The organism is Apibacter sp. B3919 (assembly GCF_026537405.1).
Taxonomy (GTDB): domain Bacteria; phylum Bacteroidota; class Bacteroidia; order Flavobacteriales; family Weeksellaceae; genus Apibacter.
In genome coordinates this window covers 13,353-30,152 of record NZ_JAFNMG010000006.1, presented here as the reverse complement: position 1 = coordinate 30,152, position 16,800 = coordinate 13,353, and the positions used below count along the sequence as shown (strand labels likewise).

Sequence of the window (16,800 nt, the reverse complement as noted above, 5' to 3'; positions counted from 1 at the left end):
TAATATTTGGAATAGAAATTGAAATTAGCTAATCAATCAAGTAGTTAAAAAAATGAAAGTAAAACATTTGGTAGGTGCAGTATCTAAAGATAAATCATTTATTTCCAAAATTCCTGTTTTATTTAGAATGTTAAGGGCTTCTCTAAAGGGGCAATATAAACCGGGAATTAAAAATCTTTTTATTTTCACCTTTTTAATTATTTATGTATTATCTCCCATTGACCTCATCCCTGACTTTTTAGTAGGCATAGGTTTTCTTGATGATTTAACTATTGCCTTTTTTGCATTTTCCAAATTATTCAAAGAAGTTGATAAGTATGTAGCATGGGAAAAGCAAAAACATAATACTATTGTCATTGAATAAAAATCCAAAAATTTTATGGTCTATAGTAGGACCTACAGGAATAGGAAAGACGGCTTTATCTATTGAACTGGCTAAAAATTTAAAAACAGAGATAATATCCTGTGACAGCAGACAATTCTATAAAGAATTAAAGATTGGAACTGCTGCTCCTTCATCGGAAGAATTATCTTTAGTTCCTCACCATTTTATAGGAAATTTAAGTATTGCTCAAGATTATTCAGTAGGCGATTTCGAAAAAGACGCATTAAGAAAGATAAACGAGCTTTTTAATAAATATGATCAACTCATTATGGTGGGAGGGTCCGGTCTATATGAAAAAGCGGTTAATGAAGGGTTAGATAATTTTCCCGATATAGATACTAAAGTCAGAGAAGATTTAATGGTTGAAATACAGGAAAAGGGACTATCCTATTTACAAGAAGAACTAAAGAAGAACGATCCCGAATATTATTCTCAAGTGGATTATAATAATCCGCAGCGAGTAATGAGAGCGTTGGAAATTTTTAGAGGAACCGGAAAACCTTACAGTTCATTTAGAAAAAATCTGGTAGAAAAAAGAAATTTTACATCCGTTAAAATCGGTTTAACAGCATCTCGTGATCTTATTTACGATAGGATAAATAAACGAGTGGACTTAATGATGGAAAAAGGATTATTGGAGGAAGTTATTTCTTTGCAATCATATAGACATAAAAACGCATTACAGACCGTTGGGTATAAAGAACTTTTTGACTATCTCGATGGAAATTCTTCCTTAGAATTTTCCGTAAGTGAAATCAAAAAGAATTCACGCAGATATGCTAAAAGACAATTAACTTGGTATCGGAGAGATGAGTCAGTTAACTGGTTCGATTATCAGAGCACTCAGGAAATTGTAGATTTTGTTACGGAAAAGATTAGGTAATAATCATACGCTATTAAGTTTATAATAAATATAATTTTTAAGCAATAAAAAATCAGGATAGTTTCTTATCCTGATTTATAAGAAGGAATTCTAAATTAATTTTCTATTTTCTTAATTCTAATATTTTCTTAACCTCTTGGGATTTAATATTTTGATGTTCACCCAATTGCCAACCTCTTTTTTCTATTCGTTCAGAAATTCGGTTTATAGCTTCCTCTCCTAAATTATAATCTGAAAGTCTGGTTTTACAATTCATGCTATGGAAAAAGGATTCAACAGCACTAATAGTATCTTTGATAAGTTCGTCAATAGAATCGGCTTGTAAAGAAAAAACCTCTCTTCCCAATCGAAGAATTTTATCTTTTTTCTCTTCTTTTAATACTTCCATTACTCCGGGCAATACAATTGCCAGTGTTTGCGCATGATCTATTTCGTAGAAAGCGGTTAATTCATGTCCTATCATATGTGTAGACCAATCCTGAGGTACACCGCAAGCAATCCAACCATTTAAAGCCCAAGTTGAAGCCCACATCAGATTAGCTCGAACATCATAATTTTTAGGATCTTTTAAAGCTTTAGGTCCTTCAATGATTAAGGTCTTTAGGATAGATTCAGACATGAAATCTTGTAATAAACCGTTTACAGGATACGTTAGATATTGTTCAATAACATGCACAAAGGCATCGATAACCCCATTACTGGTTTGAACCGGAGGTAAACTATAGGTTACACTTGGATCTAATACAGAAAATTTTGGATAGACTATTGGTGAGCTGAAAGATAATTTTTCTTGGGTTTCATTTTTTGTAATGACAGAATAGGTATTCATTTCTGATCCGGTGGCAGAAATAGTCAAAATAGTACCAAAAGGAAGTGCTTTTTTTATAACCACAGTAGGATCTGCAAGAATTCGCCAAGGATCTCCCTCATCGAAACAAGCTGCTGCAACAATAAATTTGGTCGCATCAATAACCGAACCGCCTCCCACAGCTAATACATATTCAATATTTTTCTGTTTAATAAATTCAACGGCACGCATACAAGTTTCATAGTGAGGATTCGGTTCAATGCCTGAAAATTCAAACCATTGGTACCCTTTTAATGCATTCGTTACTTGTTCATATACTCCATTTTTTTTGATGCTCCCTCCACCATAGATGACTAATATGTTAGTTTGTAAAGGTATTTCTTTAGTAATTTCGGAAATCATACCTTTTCCGAATAAAATTTTTACAGGATTTACAAAGGCAAAATTATTCATTATTTAATTTTTTAATAGGTTTAATAATGCTCTTTATCCCTCAAAATTTGAACCAAACCCGGATAAAAATAAAAAAGGTTACATTTATAGTAACCTTTTTTTATATAGATTATAATTTTAAAATCTTAATTTTCTAAGGCTTGAGCTCCACTTACAATTTCAATTAATTCATTGGTTATGGATGCTTGACGAGCTTTATTATACGATATGGATAGTTGATTTTTTAATGCTTTAGCATTGTCTGTGGCAGCCTGCATGGCAGACATTCTTGCTCCATGTTCTGCAGCATTTGAGTCCAATATCGCTTTAAAAAGCTGAGTTTTTAATGAAGTAGGAATAAGATGTGTTAAAATACTTTCCTTAGAGGGTTCATAAATATAATCGCTAACTAAGGAAGAATCATTGGTATTTTTAGAAAGTTCAATTGGTAGAAATTGCTCGACTTGTAAAAGCTGAACTACCGCATTTTTAAATCGATTATATACCAATTCAATTTGATCATATTCACCATTTAAAAACAACTGCATAAGTTCTTCAGATATTTTAGAAGAATTTTCATAGGTTGGCGCATCCCATAGAGAACTGTAATTTTTATATATGGATACAGATTTTTTTAAATTTTCATATCCATTTTTTCCTATTGTTAAAAGGTCAACTTGAATATTTTTATAGTCATTTTCCAATAGATTTTTAACAGCTTTAACTATAGTAGAGTTAAAGGCCCCGGCAAGTCCTTTATTGGAAGTAATGACAACTAATAAAACCTTTTTAAGTTCTCTCTTTTTAGCATATTCTGCACCACCGGAATCAGAGTCAAGAAAAGGACTAACATTTGATAATAATTCTTGCATTTTTTCTGAATAGGGGCGTAGTCTTACAATAGCATCTTGCGCTCTTTTCAGTTTAGATGAAGAAACCATCATCATTGCACTTGTAATTTGCATAGTCGAATTTACAGAGGCAATTCGGTTTCGTATTTCTTTTAATGTTGCCATTTTCTAGAATATTCTTTTTTATTTATGAATAATTTTTTACAACCCCGGCTATTATCGTATCTAAAGAAGAAGTAATGGAATCATCTATTTTACCTTCTTTTAAACTTTTTAATAAATCGGCATGTTGAGTTCGTAATGTTTCTGTTAAATTCCTTTTAAAATCTTGAACTTTATTGACAGGAACTTCACGTAATAAATTTTGAGTTCCGGCATATATAATAGCAATTTGTTCTTCAACAGGCATAGGTGAGTTAACGGACTGTTTTAATATTTCAACGTTTCTCTCTCCTTTTGCAATAACAGCGGCAGTAGCCGGATCTAAATCGGAACCAAATTTTGCAAATGCTTCCAATTCGCGGAATTGCGCTTGGTCAATCTTAAGTGTTCCGGATACCTTTTTCATAGGTTTAATCTGAGCAGCTCCACCTACACGTGATACAGAAATACCAACGTTGATAGCAGGTCTTACCCCGGAATTAAATAAATCCGATTCTAAAAATATTTGTCCGTCTGTAATAGATATTACATTAGTAGGAATATACGCAGAAACGTCTCCTGCTTGAGTTTCAATGATTGGCAGAGCTGTTAATGATCCCCCTCCTTTAACTTTACCTTTTAAAGATTCCGGTAAATCGTTCATCGTTGAAGCAACTTCATCATTATCAATAATTTTAGCGGCTCTTTCTAACAAACGGGAGTGCAAATAAAATACGTCACCCGGATACGCTTCACGTCCCGGAGGTCTTCTTAATAATAAGGAAACCTCACGATAAGCAACTGCTTGTTTAGATAGATCGTCGTAAATAATTAATGCAGATCTACCGGTATCGCGTAAAAATTCTCCGATGGAAGCTCCGGCAAATGGAGCATAAACCTGCATAGGGGCAGGGTCAGAAGCGTTAGCGGCAACCACAATCGTGTAAGCCATTGCTCCTTTGTCTTCTAATGTTTTAACAATTTGCGCAACTGTAGATGCTTTTTGGGCAATAGCTACGTAAATACAATATACGGGTTTGCCTTGATCATAAAATTCTTTTTGATTTAGAATAGTGTCAATGGCTACTGTAGATTTTCCGGTCTGACGGTCACCAATAATTAATTCCCTTTGGCCTCTACCGATAGGAATCATAGAGTCTATTGCTATAATACCGGTTTGCAAAGGTTCATTTACGGGTTGGCGAAATAATACACCGGGTGCTTTTCTTTCCAAAGGCATTCTGAATAATTCTCCGGAAATCGGACCTTTACCGTCTATTGGAGCACCTAAAGTATCGACAACTCTTCCTATCATTCCTTCACCCACATCGATAGATGCAATCGTTTTAGTTCTTTTAACGATATCTCCTTCTTTTATGCCATTGGATTTACCCAAAAGAATTACACCTACATTATCTTCTTCTAAATTTTGAACCATTCCTTCCAATCCATTGGAAAACTTTACAAGCTCTCCTTGTTCTGCATTACTTAGTCCATATATACGGGCAATACCATCTCCAACCTGTAAAACAGTTCCCACTTCTTCTAAGGAAATATTTTGATCGAAATTTGATAATTGCTGTTTCAAAATTGCAGAAACTTCTGCTGGTTTTATATCTGCCATTGTGGTCTTTTTATTTATAAGTTATAGCTAAAAAATTAAAATATTTTATTACTTAATTTTTTTTGAATATTAGTTAGTTCGGATTTTACGCTGGCATCGATTTGTTGATCACCCATACGTAAAATATATCCTCCAATAAGAGATGCATCAATTTTATTTTCAATAATTGCTTTTTCTTGGTTAATTTTTGGGAATGAATTTAAAATTTTGCTTACGGTTTCTTGATCTAATGGTACAGCAGAAATAATTTCAACGCGTTGTATGCCATTATATACATCGTATAATTCCAAGACTTGTTGTGCTATTTCCAATAAATCATTTTCTCTCTTATGCCTTACTACTAAAGTAATAAAATTACGAGAAGTAGGAGAGAAGGATTTGAAAATTTCGTTTACAATATTAATTTTTTTATGGGTTTCAATTATAGGGGATTTTAAAAAGAATTGAAAATCTTTATTTTGATTGATTATATCAATTAAAGATTTCATTTCTTTAACGATAGTTTCATTTTCATGTAAAGATAGGGCATACTCCCATAAACCCGTTGCATAGCGCTTAGCAAGTTTAACTACTGACATTTTAGTTTAATTTTGCTTGGTTTACTAATGAATCAATAAGCTTTTTTTGTTCTTCAGGAGAAGATAGTTCCTTTTGAAGAACTTTTTTTGCGATATCAACGGATAAATCTGCCACTTCACTTTTAATTTGATTGATCGCAGATATTCTTTCCGCATTAATGGTTTCTTTAGCTGATTGAATAATTTTATTGCTTTCTGCAGTAGCAGCATCTTTGGCATCGTTGATAATTTTATCTTTAATTTCACGGGCTTCTTTAAGAATGGCTTCGCGCTCCATACGAGCTTCTTTTAAGATTTGCTCATTTTGAGAGGTTAATTTAGCCATCTCTTCCCGTGCATTTTTAGCTTCATCTAAAGATTTCTGTATTGAGTTTTCTCTATTTTCTAAAGCTTTTAAAATAGGTTTCCAGGCATATTTTCCTAAAATTATTAATAAAACTATAAAGGAAATAGTCATCCAAAATATTAAACCAATTGAAGGAGTTAATAAATCCATATTTTATATCTTTTTTAACTTTTTATGATAAGAGTTTAAATAAATGCTTTTCTAATTAAAAGAAAACTCGAATAACCAACCGTTATCATTTCGAGTTTTCTGTTATTTTTCTTCTTATTTAATCAAAGATACCACAATTGCAAATAAAGCAACTGCTTCAACTAATGCAGCTAAGATTAATGCAGAAGCCTGAATTTTTCCTTGAGCTTCAGGTTGTCTTGCAATAGCCTCCATCGCTTTTCCACCGATAAGACCGATTCCAATTCCTGCTCCAATAGCAGCTAAACCTGCTCCAATTACTGACATTCCCATGTTTACTATATATTAAAAATTAATGTTCTTCGTGATTATCTTCTGTTGCCATACCGAAATATAGTGCAGAAAGAGTTGTAAATATATATGCTTGTAAGGCAGTTACTAAAATTTCAATTACACTTATAAAGACTACTGCAATTATAGATACAGGAGCTACAAAATAAGATTTAAATATAAAAATTAAAGAAACTAAACTGATAATAATAATGTGTCCGGCGGTTATATTAGCAAATAATCGAACCATTAATGAAAAGGGTTTGGTAAAAATACCGATAACTTCAATGGGTGCTAAGAATAATTTCATCGGTACAGGTACGCCGGGAGTCCAAAATATATGTTTCCAGTAATTTTTATTTCCACTAATATTAGTAATTATAAAAGTGATAACAGCCAATGTAAAAGTAACAGCTATATTTCCTGTCAGGTTAGCTCCAAATGGAAAAAATGGAATTAATCCCATAACATTGTTTAACCATATAAAGAAAAATACAGTTAACAAATAAGGCATATATTTTTTATATTTTTTTTCTCCGATATTTGGTATAGCTATTTCATCTCTTACAAATACAATCAAAGGTTCAACAACGGCAGCTACACCTTTAGGAACTCCTGTATAAGATTTCGATTTATAATATCTGGCTGCTGAAATAAATACAATTAATAAAATCCCAAGGGAAAGCCACATAGAAAATATATTTTTAGTAATTGAAAAATCCCAAGGAGCTTTATTGATAGGATGATGTTGATCGTCCAAGTGAACAATTTGGGATGATTCTGTTATATATTCCCCCGATGCATTTTTTTTGGTATTAGCATAATATATTTTTTCATGAAATTTAATAAATCTCATTCCATTTTTCTCTACCACTACTTCTCCATCATCATTTCCTTTAAATTCTTTAGAAGAAAACAGTACTAATCCATTATCGGTCCAGAGGATTACAGGCAAATAGAGAGTAACATCATCGCCCCATATTTCAAATTGATGAGAATCCTTAACATGGTGCATGGCAGTTTCAGTAGGATTAAATGTTTCTGAATCATTACTTTTAGTAGTACCCTCAGCAAAAGTGAAATTAAAGGTAAAAATTAAGACTAAAAAGCTAAATGCAAATTTTATCATATTTTTCTGATTCATGTATATGCAAATATAAATATTTTTAAAACACATTCCATGTGTATGATTTTTATCATATTTTAATGTTTGCTACTCAAGAAAATATGATTTATATTATTTTTGTTTTCTTGATACTTGGCGGATGATATTGATGAGTCCGATTCCTATTCCTAATAAGCTGAAAATTATTATAAATAAAGGTTTCATAGAAAGATATTTTTCATCTAGATAATAACCAATTCCCGTGAAAATTAATATGGTTACCATGAGTTGAAAACCTAACCCTGAATAAAATGCATAATCTTTCATTGATAATTATTCTTTAACAAATTTATAAATTTTCAAAAGAATAATTATAAATATATACTAATAATAAATAAATTAGATAAATTTATTTATGTATATATTATATGGCAGTTTTACTAAATATCTTACATCCAATTAAAAATAAATTAAAAATTTGTAGTTTTAATAACTAATACTTAACTTTGCAAACCATATTTATGGAAAGGTTACGCAATTATGATATTTTATTTTCATCATTAAAGCTTGGAACACATAGCTTTAAGATGAGTATTGAGCAACCATTTTTTGAATTGTTTGATTTCATACAGGAGTTTAAAAGTCCTAAAATTGAGGTTGACATTGAAATTATAAAACATTCTTCTTTTTTAGAATTAAAGGTAAAAACAGAAGGTGTTGTAGTTTTAGAATGTGATATTTCCGGAGAAGAATATGAACAAGCCGTTAAAAATGAAATCAAAACATTAGTTAAGTTTGGAGAATCTTATGATGATAGTAATGAAGAAGTTTTAATTTTACCTTTAGGTTCTCATAGTATAAATGTGTCTCAATTAATTTATGAAAGTGTGCTTTTATCCATACCTATGAAACATGTTCATCCTAAATATTCCGAAGGATATGAGGACGAACATACCCATTTACTTGAAAAGTATGGCCTGTCTGATGAAGAAGGCGAATAAAATATAAAATAAAAAAATATTTAAGGAAGAATTATGGCACATCCTAAAAGACGTCAGTCATCTACAAGAAGAGATAAAAGAAGAACTCACTATAAAGCGTCAGTTCCTCAATTAGCTAAATGTTCAACAACCGGAGAATTGCACCTGTTCCATCGTGCATACTGGCATGAAGGAAAATTATACTACAGAGGAAAAGTAGTTATGGAAAAGGCTGTTGAAGAAGTTGAAGAGTAAATCTAAGTTAGTTAGAATCTAAAAATATAATACCATTTAATTTATTAGTTAAATGGTTTTTTTCTGTATAAAATTAATTTATTTCCTTTACATTTGGGAAAATTTAAATAAAAGCTCTAGCTCATGGACATTAAAGACATTCAAAATTTAATTAAATTTGTATCTAAATCAGATGTTGCAGAAGTAACATATAAGACAGAAGAATTTGAGATTTCCATTAAAACCAAAAGTGGTTCAGTAGTATATACACCGGAAGTTTCCCAACCAATACAAGCTGTGACAAATCATCCGGTAGCTTCTTTGCCAACTGTAACTAACCAATCAGTAGCTACCCAGAACGATGAAGATACATCTAAGTATGTAACTATAAAATCTCCAATGATTGGTACATTCTACAGAAAACCTTCCCCTGATAAAGAAGCATTTGTTAATATAGGAGACACTGTTAGTGCAGGCAGTATAGTTTGTGTGATAGAAGCAATGAAATTATTCAATGAAATAGAATCAGAAGTTTCAGGAAAAATTGTTAAATTTTTAGTTGATGATGCTTCACCCGTTGAATTTGACCAACCTTTATTCTTAGTAGATCCATCTTAAATAATCAAAATTAAAAGTTAAAGTGTATGTTTAAAAAAATTTTGATTGCTAATAGAGGAGAAATCGCTATGCGAATTCTTAGAACAGCAAAAGAAATGGGTATAAAAACGGTTGCTGTTTACTCTACGGCAGATGCTAAGAGCTTACATTTACGATTTGCCGATGAAGCAGTATGTATTGGACCTTCATCAAGTAAAGACTCCTACCTAAAACAATTGAATATTTTAGCAGCTGCAGAAGTTACTAACGCAGACGCTATTCATCCGGGATATGGTTTCCTTTCTGAAAATGCTAATTTTTCAAGATCTTGCCAAAAGATGGGAATTAAATTTATCGGTGGTACTCCTGAAAATATAGAAAGAATGGGAGATAAGGCTTCTGCAAAAGCAACCATGAAAGAGGCGGGAGTTCCCACTGTACCGGGTTCAGACGGTTTAATAAAATCGTATGAAGATGCTGTTAAAATTGCTAAAGAAATAGGATATCCTGTTATGCTTAAAGCAACAGCCGGAGGTGGCGGAAAAGGAATGAGAGCTATCTGGAAAGAGGAAAACCTTAAAAGTTCTTGGGAATCTGCAGTTCAAGAAGCCGAAGCTGCTTTTGGAAATGGGGGTATGTATATGGAAAAGCTTATTGAAGAGCCTAGACATATTGAAATTCAAATAGCCGGAGATAAATATGGTAAGGCTATCCATCTTTCTGAAAGAGATTGTTCAGTTCAAAGACGTCATCAAAAATTAGCAGAAGAGACGCCTTCTCCATTTGTTTCAGAAGAATTACGAAAAAAAATGGGTGAAGCAGCTGTAAAAGCAGCAGAATATATAGGATATGAAGGAGTAGGTACAATTGAATTCTTAGTTGATAAATATGGAAATTTCTATTTTATGGAAATGAATACGAGGATTCAAGTTGAACATCCGATCACTGAACAAATTACCGACTTAGACTTATTAAAACTTCAAATAGAGTTAGCAGCAGGTGCTAAAGTTCCTAAAAATAATTTTTATCCGCAAAGACACTCCATAGAATGTAGAATTAATGCAGAAGATGTTTACAGTGATTTTCGTCCATCACCCGGAAAAATAGTTACCTTGAATATTCCCGGAGGTAATGGAGTAAGAGTTGATACACATGTTTATTCAGGATATACAATACCACCTTTTTATGATTCTATGATTGCTAAATTAATTGTAACAGCTCCTACACGAAGTGAAGCTATTATTAAAATGAAGAGAGCATTAGATGAATTTTATATTGAGGGGGTTAAAACTACTATTCCTTTACACAGACAGCTTATGGATGATCCAAATTTCTTGAAGGGAGATTATACGACCAAATTTATGGAAGATTTTGTTTTGGATAGAAAATACGAATACGATCTATAAGCTATATTATTAGTAAATTTATATATGGAATTTATATGTGAAAATTTATAAATTTAAATGAAAAAAAGGAAATTAAATTTTATTTAATTTCCTTTTTTTGTTTCTATAATTCATCCTCGTCTAAAAGTTCGTCATCATTATACGAATCATCATCATCGTCGTCATAGGAATCGTCATCGTCGTCAAATTTAATATTCATGTCAACATCACCCACATCACTGAAATCGTCAATATTTGATGGTGAAGTAAACTTTTTATCAGGTGCTTTTAAAGGCATTTTACCAAAACGATACACCGTTAACGGATAAACACCTATCGCTTTTCTATCAATAATTTCTAACAATTCTACGTAAAAAGACCACATTTTCATAAAGTCATAAACAAATAACATTTTATCTCCGACTTTTGTAAAAACTTCTTTAATATATACGTCTGACATGGTCTCACCTTCGCCATCTTCATCCATATCTTCTAAAGGAATCTCTGTGCCTTGAGTCCAATTATCATCAGACTTATAAAATGAAGCTAACTCGTCACCTTGTAGACTAAAAGCACTTTTAATGCCTTCATATAAATTCCACAATGTTTGCAAATCCTTAATCTCAATGTCTCGAAAAACGTCCCCTTCTGTTTCAAGAATTACTCTAATCTTATAAATCATATAGTCTAGTTTTTACGTTTTAAATTTAATTTTTTTCCTAATTGTAACATATAGTTGTATGAGTTTTTATAGTCGTTTGTAATAGTGCCTTCTAATATACCTTCTTTAATTGCTTCCTTAATTGTTCCAATTTGTTTTCCTTCTATAATTTCGAAAGCTTCCATAATATCATGTCCGGTAATAGGCGGTTGAAAATTTCTTATTTTATCTTTTTCTTCTACTTCCTTTATTTTTTCTTCAACGTAATCAAAATTTTGCTTGAAACGTGTTTGTTTCTTTATATTCTTTGTTGTGATGTCAGCTTTGCAAAGTAAAAATAAATCTTCCAAATCATCACCCATATCAAATAATAATCTTCTCAAAGCACTGTCCGATGCATCATCTGTAATAAGTGATATGGGACGCGAGCTATTCTGAACTAGTTTTTGAACATATTTTAAGGGATCGCCCAGAGGTAATTTTAATCTTTTAAATAGGGAAAGAACCATCTTACTACCCACAAATTCATGAGAATGAAATGTCCAACCTATTTTTTTATCAAATTTTTTAGTTCGAGCTTTACCGATATCATGTAATAAAGCAGCCCATCTTAACCATAAATTGTTTGTAGTTTTACTAATATTGTCAACTACTTCAAGAGTATGAAAAAAGTTATCTTTATGTTTTTGTCCCTCAACTTCTTCAATACCCTGCAAATCGGTTAGTTCCGGTAAAAATCGTTGTAAAAGATTTGCTTCATATAACAATTTCAGACCAATACTAGGTTGAGGAGACATCATAATTTTATTAAACTCATCCATAATTCTTTCCTTTGATAAAATATCAAATCGTTCAGCATTTTCTTTAATCGCAAGAAAAGAAGACGATTCAATGATAAAATTTAGCTGAGTTGCAAATCGTATGGCTCTAATCATTCGTAAGGGATCGTCTGAATAGGTAATTTCAGGATCTAAAGGCGTACGAATGATTTTTCTTTTTAAATCTTCTAATCCATTAAATGGATCGACCAATTCTCCAAAACTTTCCTCATTTAAGCTTATCGCTAATGTGTTAATAGTAAAATCCCTTCTATTCTGATCGTCTTCTATAGTACCCGTTTCAACAAATGGTTTCCGGCTATCGAAAGAATAACTTTCTTTTCTCGCACCCACAAATTCAACATCATAATCCTTAACATGGATCATAGCGGTACCAAAACGTTTAAAAACGGATACTTTTGGTTTGGAATGTAGTTTATCTGCAACGGATAAAGCTAATTCAATACCGCTACCTTCAGTTACAATATCAATATCTTTAACTTTCGGTCTTTCCAAAAGGAGATCACGAACAAAGCCTCCGATAACAAAAGTTTGTTGTTTTTTGTCCGAAACAACATGAGTTATCAGTTTAAAAATAGGATTTTGTATTGCGTGGCTTAAATTCATTTAGTATCTATTCTCTAATTACTTTAATTCGTCCATCCTCAGATAGTTGTATTATGGAAGAAGATGCAAATTGCATATTTTCTTCGTGGCGCAAATTTATTATATAATCCACACCTTCCAAAATTTTGCAAGAAATTGATGAAAAATTTTCCGGAGATGGTTCACCACTGATGTTTGCAGATGTCGATACCAAGGGTTTATTAAGTTTTGAAATTAATTTTTTACAAAATGGATCCTGCGTTAAACGAATTCCTATAGTATTTTCATCAGAAATCAATAAAGCAGGCAAGTTTTGTGGTTTATCATATATTATGGTTAATGGCTTGTTTGCTAAATCAATCAAATCCCAAGCCAATGAAGAAACATTAACATATTCTTGAAGCCTTCTTTCAGATTCTACTAAAATAATTAAATTTTTAGATTTATCCCTATTTTTTAATTTGAAAACTTTTTCAATGGCTTCCTCATTGGTTGCATCACATCCAATACCCCAGATGGTATCGGTGGGATACAGAATAGTTCCTCCTTTTTTTAAAATTTCAACTGCTTTTTCAATTTCTTCCTTTTCCATAATTGTTTAAAATACAAATATAAAACGGCAAGGTTTTATAAAAATAATTTTTACCCTTTTTATTTATAAGTTTATTTTAAAATTTTATGCATATTATTGAAAGTATTTATTTTAATGAGCAAAAAAATATATAAATAATTGCCAGTCATCAAATAGACTGTTATATTTGCAAACCAAATAAAAATACATTATTTATAATTAAAACTTACCAATGAAAGGAAAAGGACTTGTTAAATTTTTTGCAATTGTTCTTGGGTTAATATGTTTGGCGGAATTATTCCCAACATTATATGTTAACCGTATAGAATCTAAAGCAAACAGTTTATCTAACGGAACGGAGGCGAGTAAAAAAGCTGAGCTTGATAAATTAGCTAAAGATACTTTGAATCTCGGAATAGTTAAGATGAATTATTATGATGCCAAGAAGAATGAAATGAAGTTAGGATTGGATCTTAAAGGCGGATTAAATCTATTATTAGAAATTTCCGAAAAAGATCTATTGTTGGATTTGGCAGATAATTCAGAAAATCCGGTATTTAGAAAAGCTTTAGATATAGCTACTTCGGAGGAAGTGAAATCCAGGGATACCTATACAGCTAATTTTTTTAAAGCATTTCAAACAGCTAAATCAGAATTAAATCAGCCGGATTTAAAATTATCCAGTCCTGATGTTTTTGGTACTAGAGATTTATCCAATCAAATTCAACATAACACAACCGACGAGCAAGTTGAAAAATATATCTCCGGAGTTATTGAGTCCAAAGTTACTAAAGCAATAGATGTAATAAGGGCTCGTATCAAAAAACTAAATATTGATGAACCCAATATTGCACGAGTACCCGGTACCGGTAGAATATTAGTGGAATTACCGGGAGTTACTGATGCTGATCGTGTAAAAAAATTACTTCAGACTTCTGCAAGATTAGAGTTTTGGGAAGTGTATGATCAACCTACCGCATGGTCCTATCTAATGGATGTTAATCTAAAGGTTGCTAATAACAAATTAACTCCCTTATTGAAACCGTCTAATAGATCCAATGCATTAGCAGTTGCTAAATTATCTGATACAGCAGCAATTAATAAAGTTATATATTCAGATAAAGCTAAAAAATTATTACCGATTGGTTTACGATATATAAAATTATTATGGGCTTCTAAACCGGATTCCCAATCTAACAACGAGTTAGAATTATATGCCATTCGTGGAACTAAAAATAACAAAGCTCCTTTAGTCGGAGCAGTTACTGAAGCAGGTTTAACTTTCGACCAATTCAACAGAATACAAATAAGTATGCAAATGGGACCGGAAAGTGCTTTGGTTTGGAAAAATATGACTGAAAAAAATATTGGTAAACCCATTGCAGTTGTTCTTGATGATGTAGTTTATACTGCTCCTAATGTCAATTCAGTTATTCCAAACGGTCAATCAGTTATTAGCGGTAATTTTACAGAAAGAGAAGCTAACGATTTGGTTGATGTTTTAAAATCCGGTAATCTACCGGCAAAAGCAAAAATTATCCAATCAGAAATTGTAGGTCCAACCTTGGGTCAACAATCTATAAACAATGGATTAATATCTATAGTTGTTTCCTACTTGTTTATTTTAGGATGGATGATTTTTTACTATGGAAAAGCAGGTTTATACGCGAATATAGCTCTTATATTAAATTTATTTTATTTAATAGGTATTATGGCTTCCACGGGTGCTGTTTTAACTCTTCCCGGAATAGCAGGTATAGTACTTTCTATGGCAATGGCTGTTGATGCTAATATCATTATTTTTGAAAGAGTTAAAGAAGAGTTGAGACGAGGAAGACCTCTTAAACAAGCATTTATTGAAGGACAAAAACATGCTTTGGCAGCAATTATTGATGGTAACTTAACTACATTAATTGTGGGTATTGTGCTTTTATTTAGCACCGGACCGATTAAAGGTTTTGCGGTTACCTTAGTTATAGGTATTTTCTGTACCTTATTTACAGCAATATTTATAACCAGTATGCTTATTTATGGTTCTATGGAAAAAGGTAAAAACTTTTCTTTAGCTACAAGCATAACTAAAAACTGGTTTACCAATGTTCATTTTAAATGGATGGAAAAAAGAAAATATGCTTATATTTTCTCATTGGTTATAATGGTTATTGCCTTGGTTTCCATGTTCACTAAAGGTTTTGATAAAGGGGTAGATTACACGGGAGGAAAAACTTATGTAATTAAACTGGAAAAAAATATTTATCCGGAAGAAGTAACCGAATCATTAGAAAAATTATTTACTACTGACGGAGAATCTTCTAATATTAATGCTAAAAAATATGGAGAAGGTAATCAAGTAAGAATAACTACTAAATATGGAATGGATAGTAATGATCCGAATATTGATGTGGTAATTCGTGAAAAATTATATACAGGATTAAAAAATTATCTTCCGGCTAATTATTCTAAAGAAAGTTTTGTAAAAGGTACTCCTTATGGAATTCAATCAAGTTCAGAAGTGGGTCCTACAGTAGCCAGTGGGATCGTTAGAAATGGAGTTATTGCCGTATCTATTGCATTAGCAGGTATTTTCATTTACATTTTGGTACGATTTAGAAATTGGCAAATGTCGACCGGTGCGGTTGCAGCCTTATTACATGACTCGATAGTGGTAATGGGTGCATTTTCCGTGTTAAGTTGGCTAAAAATCATACCTTTTTCCGTGGAAATAGATCAATCCTTTATTGCTGCTATTTTAACCATTATCGGTTATTCAATTAATGATACCGTAATTGTATTTGATAGGATTAGAGAAAATAAGAAAAATAATGCGCACCACTTAATGACTTTAGAGGAATTATATAACGATGCAATTAATCATACTTTAGGAAGAACTATTAATACGGGTGTTTCTACAATTATGGTAACAGTTATTATCTTCTTCTTCGGTGGTGAAACTTTACAAGGATTTATGTTTGCACTATTTTTAGGATTTACATTTGGTATGTATTCATCTATATACATAGCATCTTCTTTATCTTATGATTTAACTAAATATAATTATGATAAAGAACATTCAAATACGAAAGTATCCACTATAAAATAAATATTTTATGTTGTAATAAAAAAAGGTCTTGAATTTCAAGACCTTTTTTTATAAACAATATGTATAGGGTTAGTGAATTTTGAATTTTACAGGATTGTTAGGCTTAAAATGTTATTTCACACATAAAAATTCTCATTTATTATTTAAAATAATTATTACAAGCACTTATTAGAATTTAATTAGTATGAATACGTTAAATTCATTTAAAATCGGACAATACATATGAGAAAGTTGTA

Annotated in this window: 18 protein-coding genes; 7 read left to right on the top strand and 11 right to left on the bottom strand. The window is 31.5% G+C overall.

The window, feature by feature from the left end; all coding sequences use genetic code 11:
- Positions 1 to 52 precede the first annotated feature (52 nt).
- Both J3U20_RS09385 and miaA read left to right on the top strand, forming a co-directional pair.
- A complete protein-coding gene (locus tag J3U20_RS09385) occupies positions 53 to 364 on the top strand; it encodes a YkvA family protein (RefSeq protein ID WP_160543066.1) in 312 nt (103 codons plus the stop codon).
- Positions 351 to 1,268 (top strand): tRNA (adenosine(37)-N6)-dimethylallyltransferase MiaA, encoded by a 918-nt coding sequence (miaA, locus tag J3U20_RS09380; protein ID WP_255448193.1) that lies wholly within the window; start codon positions 351 to 353, stop codon positions 1,266 to 1,268. Before J3U20_RS09385 ends, miaA begins: the two co-directional genes overlap by 14 nt.
- Before the next feature lie 103 nt (positions 1,269 to 1,371).
- Here the strand turns inward: miaA and J3U20_RS09375 are convergent, their stop codons facing one another.
- From J3U20_RS09375 to J3U20_RS09340, 8 genes are all read right to left on the bottom strand, one after another.
- Complete coding sequence (locus J3U20_RS09375) at positions 1,372 to 2,529, bottom strand: iron-containing alcohol dehydrogenase (protein ID WP_160543067.1); 1,158 nt, start codon at positions 2,527 to 2,529, stop codon at positions 1,372 to 1,374.
- A gap of 125 nt (positions 2,530 to 2,654) precedes the next feature.
- Positions 2,655 to 3,524 (bottom strand): ATP synthase F1 subunit gamma, encoded by an 870-nt coding sequence (gene atpG, locus J3U20_RS09370; RefSeq protein WP_160543068.1) that lies wholly within the window; start codon positions 3,522 to 3,524, stop codon positions 2,655 to 2,657.
- A gap of 22 nt (positions 3,525 to 3,546) precedes the next feature.
- Entirely contained in the window at positions 3,547 to 5,124 is a 1,578-nt protein-coding gene (gene atpA, locus J3U20_RS09365; RefSeq protein WP_160543069.1) for a F0F1 ATP synthase subunit alpha, read from the bottom strand.
- Positions 5,125 to 5,159: 35 nt separating this feature from the next.
- Positions 5,160 to 5,702 carry an ATP synthase F1 subunit delta gene (gene atpH / locus J3U20_RS09360; protein WP_160543070.1) on the bottom strand — a complete coding sequence of 181 codons (543 nt, stop codon included), beginning with the start codon at positions 5,700 to 5,702 and terminating at the stop codon, positions 5,160 to 5,162.
- 1 nt (position 5,703) lies between these two features.
- Positions 5,704 to 6,198 (bottom strand): F0F1 ATP synthase subunit B, encoded by a 495-nt coding sequence (locus J3U20_RS09355; protein ID WP_160543071.1) that lies wholly within the window; start codon positions 6,196 to 6,198, stop codon positions 5,704 to 5,706.
- Between the two features lie 114 nt (positions 6,199 to 6,312).
- Positions 6,313 to 6,510, bottom strand: coding sequence for an ATP synthase F0 subunit C (atpE, locus tag J3U20_RS09350; RefSeq protein WP_055425716.1), 198 nt, complete (start codon positions 6,508 to 6,510; stop codon positions 6,313 to 6,315).
- Positions 6,511 to 6,529: 19 nt separating this feature from the next.
- Positions 6,530 to 7,636 (bottom strand): F0F1 ATP synthase subunit A, encoded by a 1,107-nt coding sequence (atpB, locus tag J3U20_RS09345; protein WP_160557888.1) that lies wholly within the window; start codon positions 7,634 to 7,636, stop codon positions 6,530 to 6,532.
- Between the two features lie 108 nt (positions 7,637 to 7,744).
- Positions 7,745 to 7,939 (bottom strand): AtpZ/AtpI family protein, encoded by a 195-nt coding sequence (locus J3U20_RS09340; protein ID WP_105296980.1) that lies wholly within the window; start codon positions 7,937 to 7,939, stop codon positions 7,745 to 7,747.
- 194 nt (positions 7,940 to 8,133) lie between these two features.
- Here J3U20_RS09340 and J3U20_RS09335 point away from each other — a divergent pair, with 194 nt between their 5' ends.
- The 4 genes from J3U20_RS09335 to accC all read left to right on the top strand — a co-directional run bounded on the left by J3U20_RS09335 (position 8,134) and on the right by accC (position 10,829).
- Positions 8,134 to 8,613, top strand: coding sequence for a YceD family protein (locus J3U20_RS09335; protein ID WP_160543073.1), 480 nt, complete (start codon positions 8,134 to 8,136; stop codon positions 8,611 to 8,613).
- 33 nt (positions 8,614 to 8,646) lie between these two features.
- Positions 8,647 to 8,847 carry a 50S ribosomal protein L32 gene (gene rpmF / locus J3U20_RS09330; protein WP_055425712.1) on the top strand — a complete coding sequence of 67 codons (201 nt, stop codon included), beginning with the start codon at positions 8,647 to 8,649 and terminating at the stop codon, positions 8,845 to 8,847.
- Between the two features lie 123 nt (positions 8,848 to 8,970).
- Positions 8,971 to 9,444 (top strand): acetyl-CoA carboxylase biotin carboxyl carrier protein, encoded by a 474-nt coding sequence (gene accB / locus J3U20_RS09325; protein ID WP_160543074.1) that lies wholly within the window; start codon positions 8,971 to 8,973, stop codon positions 9,442 to 9,444.
- A gap of 26 nt (positions 9,445 to 9,470) precedes the next feature.
- Positions 9,471 to 10,829, top strand: coding sequence for an acetyl-CoA carboxylase biotin carboxylase subunit (gene accC / locus J3U20_RS09320; RefSeq protein WP_105296983.1), 1,359 nt, complete (start codon positions 9,471 to 9,473; stop codon positions 10,827 to 10,829).
- Positions 10,830 to 10,932: 103 nt separating this feature from the next.
- On the opposite strand, the gene J3U20_RS09315 is transcribed toward accC, so the two are convergent.
- Genes J3U20_RS09315 through J3U20_RS09305 form a run of 3 tightly spaced genes read right to left on the bottom strand, consistent with a single transcriptional unit; the run spans position 10,933 to position 13,470 of the window.
- Positions 10,933 to 11,490, bottom strand: coding sequence for an IS1096 element passenger TnpR family protein (locus J3U20_RS09315; RefSeq protein WP_105296984.1), 558 nt, complete (start codon positions 11,488 to 11,490; stop codon positions 10,933 to 10,935).
- Positions 11,491 to 11,495: 5 nt separating this feature from the next.
- Positions 11,496 to 12,914, bottom strand: coding sequence for a CCA tRNA nucleotidyltransferase (locus tag J3U20_RS09310; RefSeq protein ID WP_160543075.1), 1,419 nt, complete (start codon positions 12,912 to 12,914; stop codon positions 11,496 to 11,498).
- Between the two features lie 7 nt (positions 12,915 to 12,921).
- Positions 12,922 to 13,470: an L-threonylcarbamoyladenylate synthase gene (locus J3U20_RS09305; RefSeq protein ID WP_160543093.1), complete on the bottom strand. Its 549-nt coding sequence runs from the start codon at positions 13,468 to 13,470 to the stop codon at positions 12,922 to 12,924.
- A 226-nt stretch (positions 13,471 to 13,696) separates the two neighbouring features.
- On the opposite strand from J3U20_RS09305, the gene secD reads away from it, so the two are divergent.
- Entirely contained in the window at positions 13,697 to 16,564 is a 2,868-nt protein-coding gene (gene secD, locus J3U20_RS09300; protein WP_160543076.1) for a protein translocase subunit SecD, read from the top strand.
- The last annotated feature ends 236 nt before the right edge of the window (positions 16,565 to 16,800 follow it).

Coding starts and splice junctions, on each gene's coding strand:
- J3U20_RS09385 (WP_160543066.1), top strand. CDS start 53: ATGAAAGTAAAACATTTGGTAGGTGCAGTATCTAAAGATAAATCATTT.
- J3U20_RS09375 (WP_160543067.1), bottom strand. CDS start 2,529: ATGAATAATTTTGCCTTTGTAAATCCTGTAAAAATTTTATTCGGAAAA.
- atpG (WP_160543068.1), bottom strand. CDS start 3,524: ATGGCAACATTAAAAGAAATACGAAACCGAATTGCCTCTGTAAATTCG.
- atpA (WP_160543069.1), bottom strand. CDS start 5,124: ATGGCAGATATAAAACCAGCAGAAGTTTCTGCAATTTTGAAACAGCAA.
- atpH (WP_160543070.1), bottom strand. CDS start 5,702: ATGTCAGTAGTTAAACTTGCTAAGCGCTATGCAACGGGTTTATGGGAG.
- J3U20_RS09355 (WP_160543071.1), bottom strand. CDS start 6,198: ATGGATTTATTAACTCCTTCAATTGGTTTAATATTTTGGATGACTATT.
- atpE (WP_055425716.1), bottom strand. CDS start 6,510: ATGGGAATGTCAGTAATTGGAGCAGGTTTAGCTGCTATTGGAGCAGGA.
- atpB (WP_160557888.1), bottom strand. CDS start 7,636: ATGATAAAATTTGCATTTAGCTTTTTAGTCTTAATTTTTACCTTTAAT.
- J3U20_RS09340 (WP_105296980.1), bottom strand. CDS start 7,939: ATGAAAGATTATGCATTTTATTCAGGGTTAGGTTTTCAACTCATGGTA.
- J3U20_RS09335 (WP_160543073.1), top strand. CDS start 8,134: ATGGAAAGGTTACGCAATTATGATATTTTATTTTCATCATTAAAGCTT.
- rpmF (WP_055425712.1), top strand. CDS start 8,647: ATGGCACATCCTAAAAGACGTCAGTCATCTACAAGAAGAGATAAAAGA.
- accB (WP_160543074.1), top strand. CDS start 8,971: ATGGACATTAAAGACATTCAAAATTTAATTAAATTTGTATCTAAATCA.
- accC (WP_105296983.1), top strand. CDS start 9,471: ATGTTTAAAAAAATTTTGATTGCTAATAGAGGAGAAATCGCTATGCGA.
- J3U20_RS09315 (WP_105296984.1), bottom strand. CDS start 11,490: ATGATTTATAAGATTAGAGTAATTCTTGAAACAGAAGGGGACGTTTTT.
- J3U20_RS09310 (WP_160543075.1), bottom strand. CDS start 12,914: ATGAATTTAAGCCACGCAATACAAAATCCTATTTTTAAACTGATAACT.
- secD (WP_160543076.1), top strand. CDS start 13,697: ATGAAAGGAAAAGGACTTGTTAAATTTTTTGCAATTGTTCTTGGGTTA.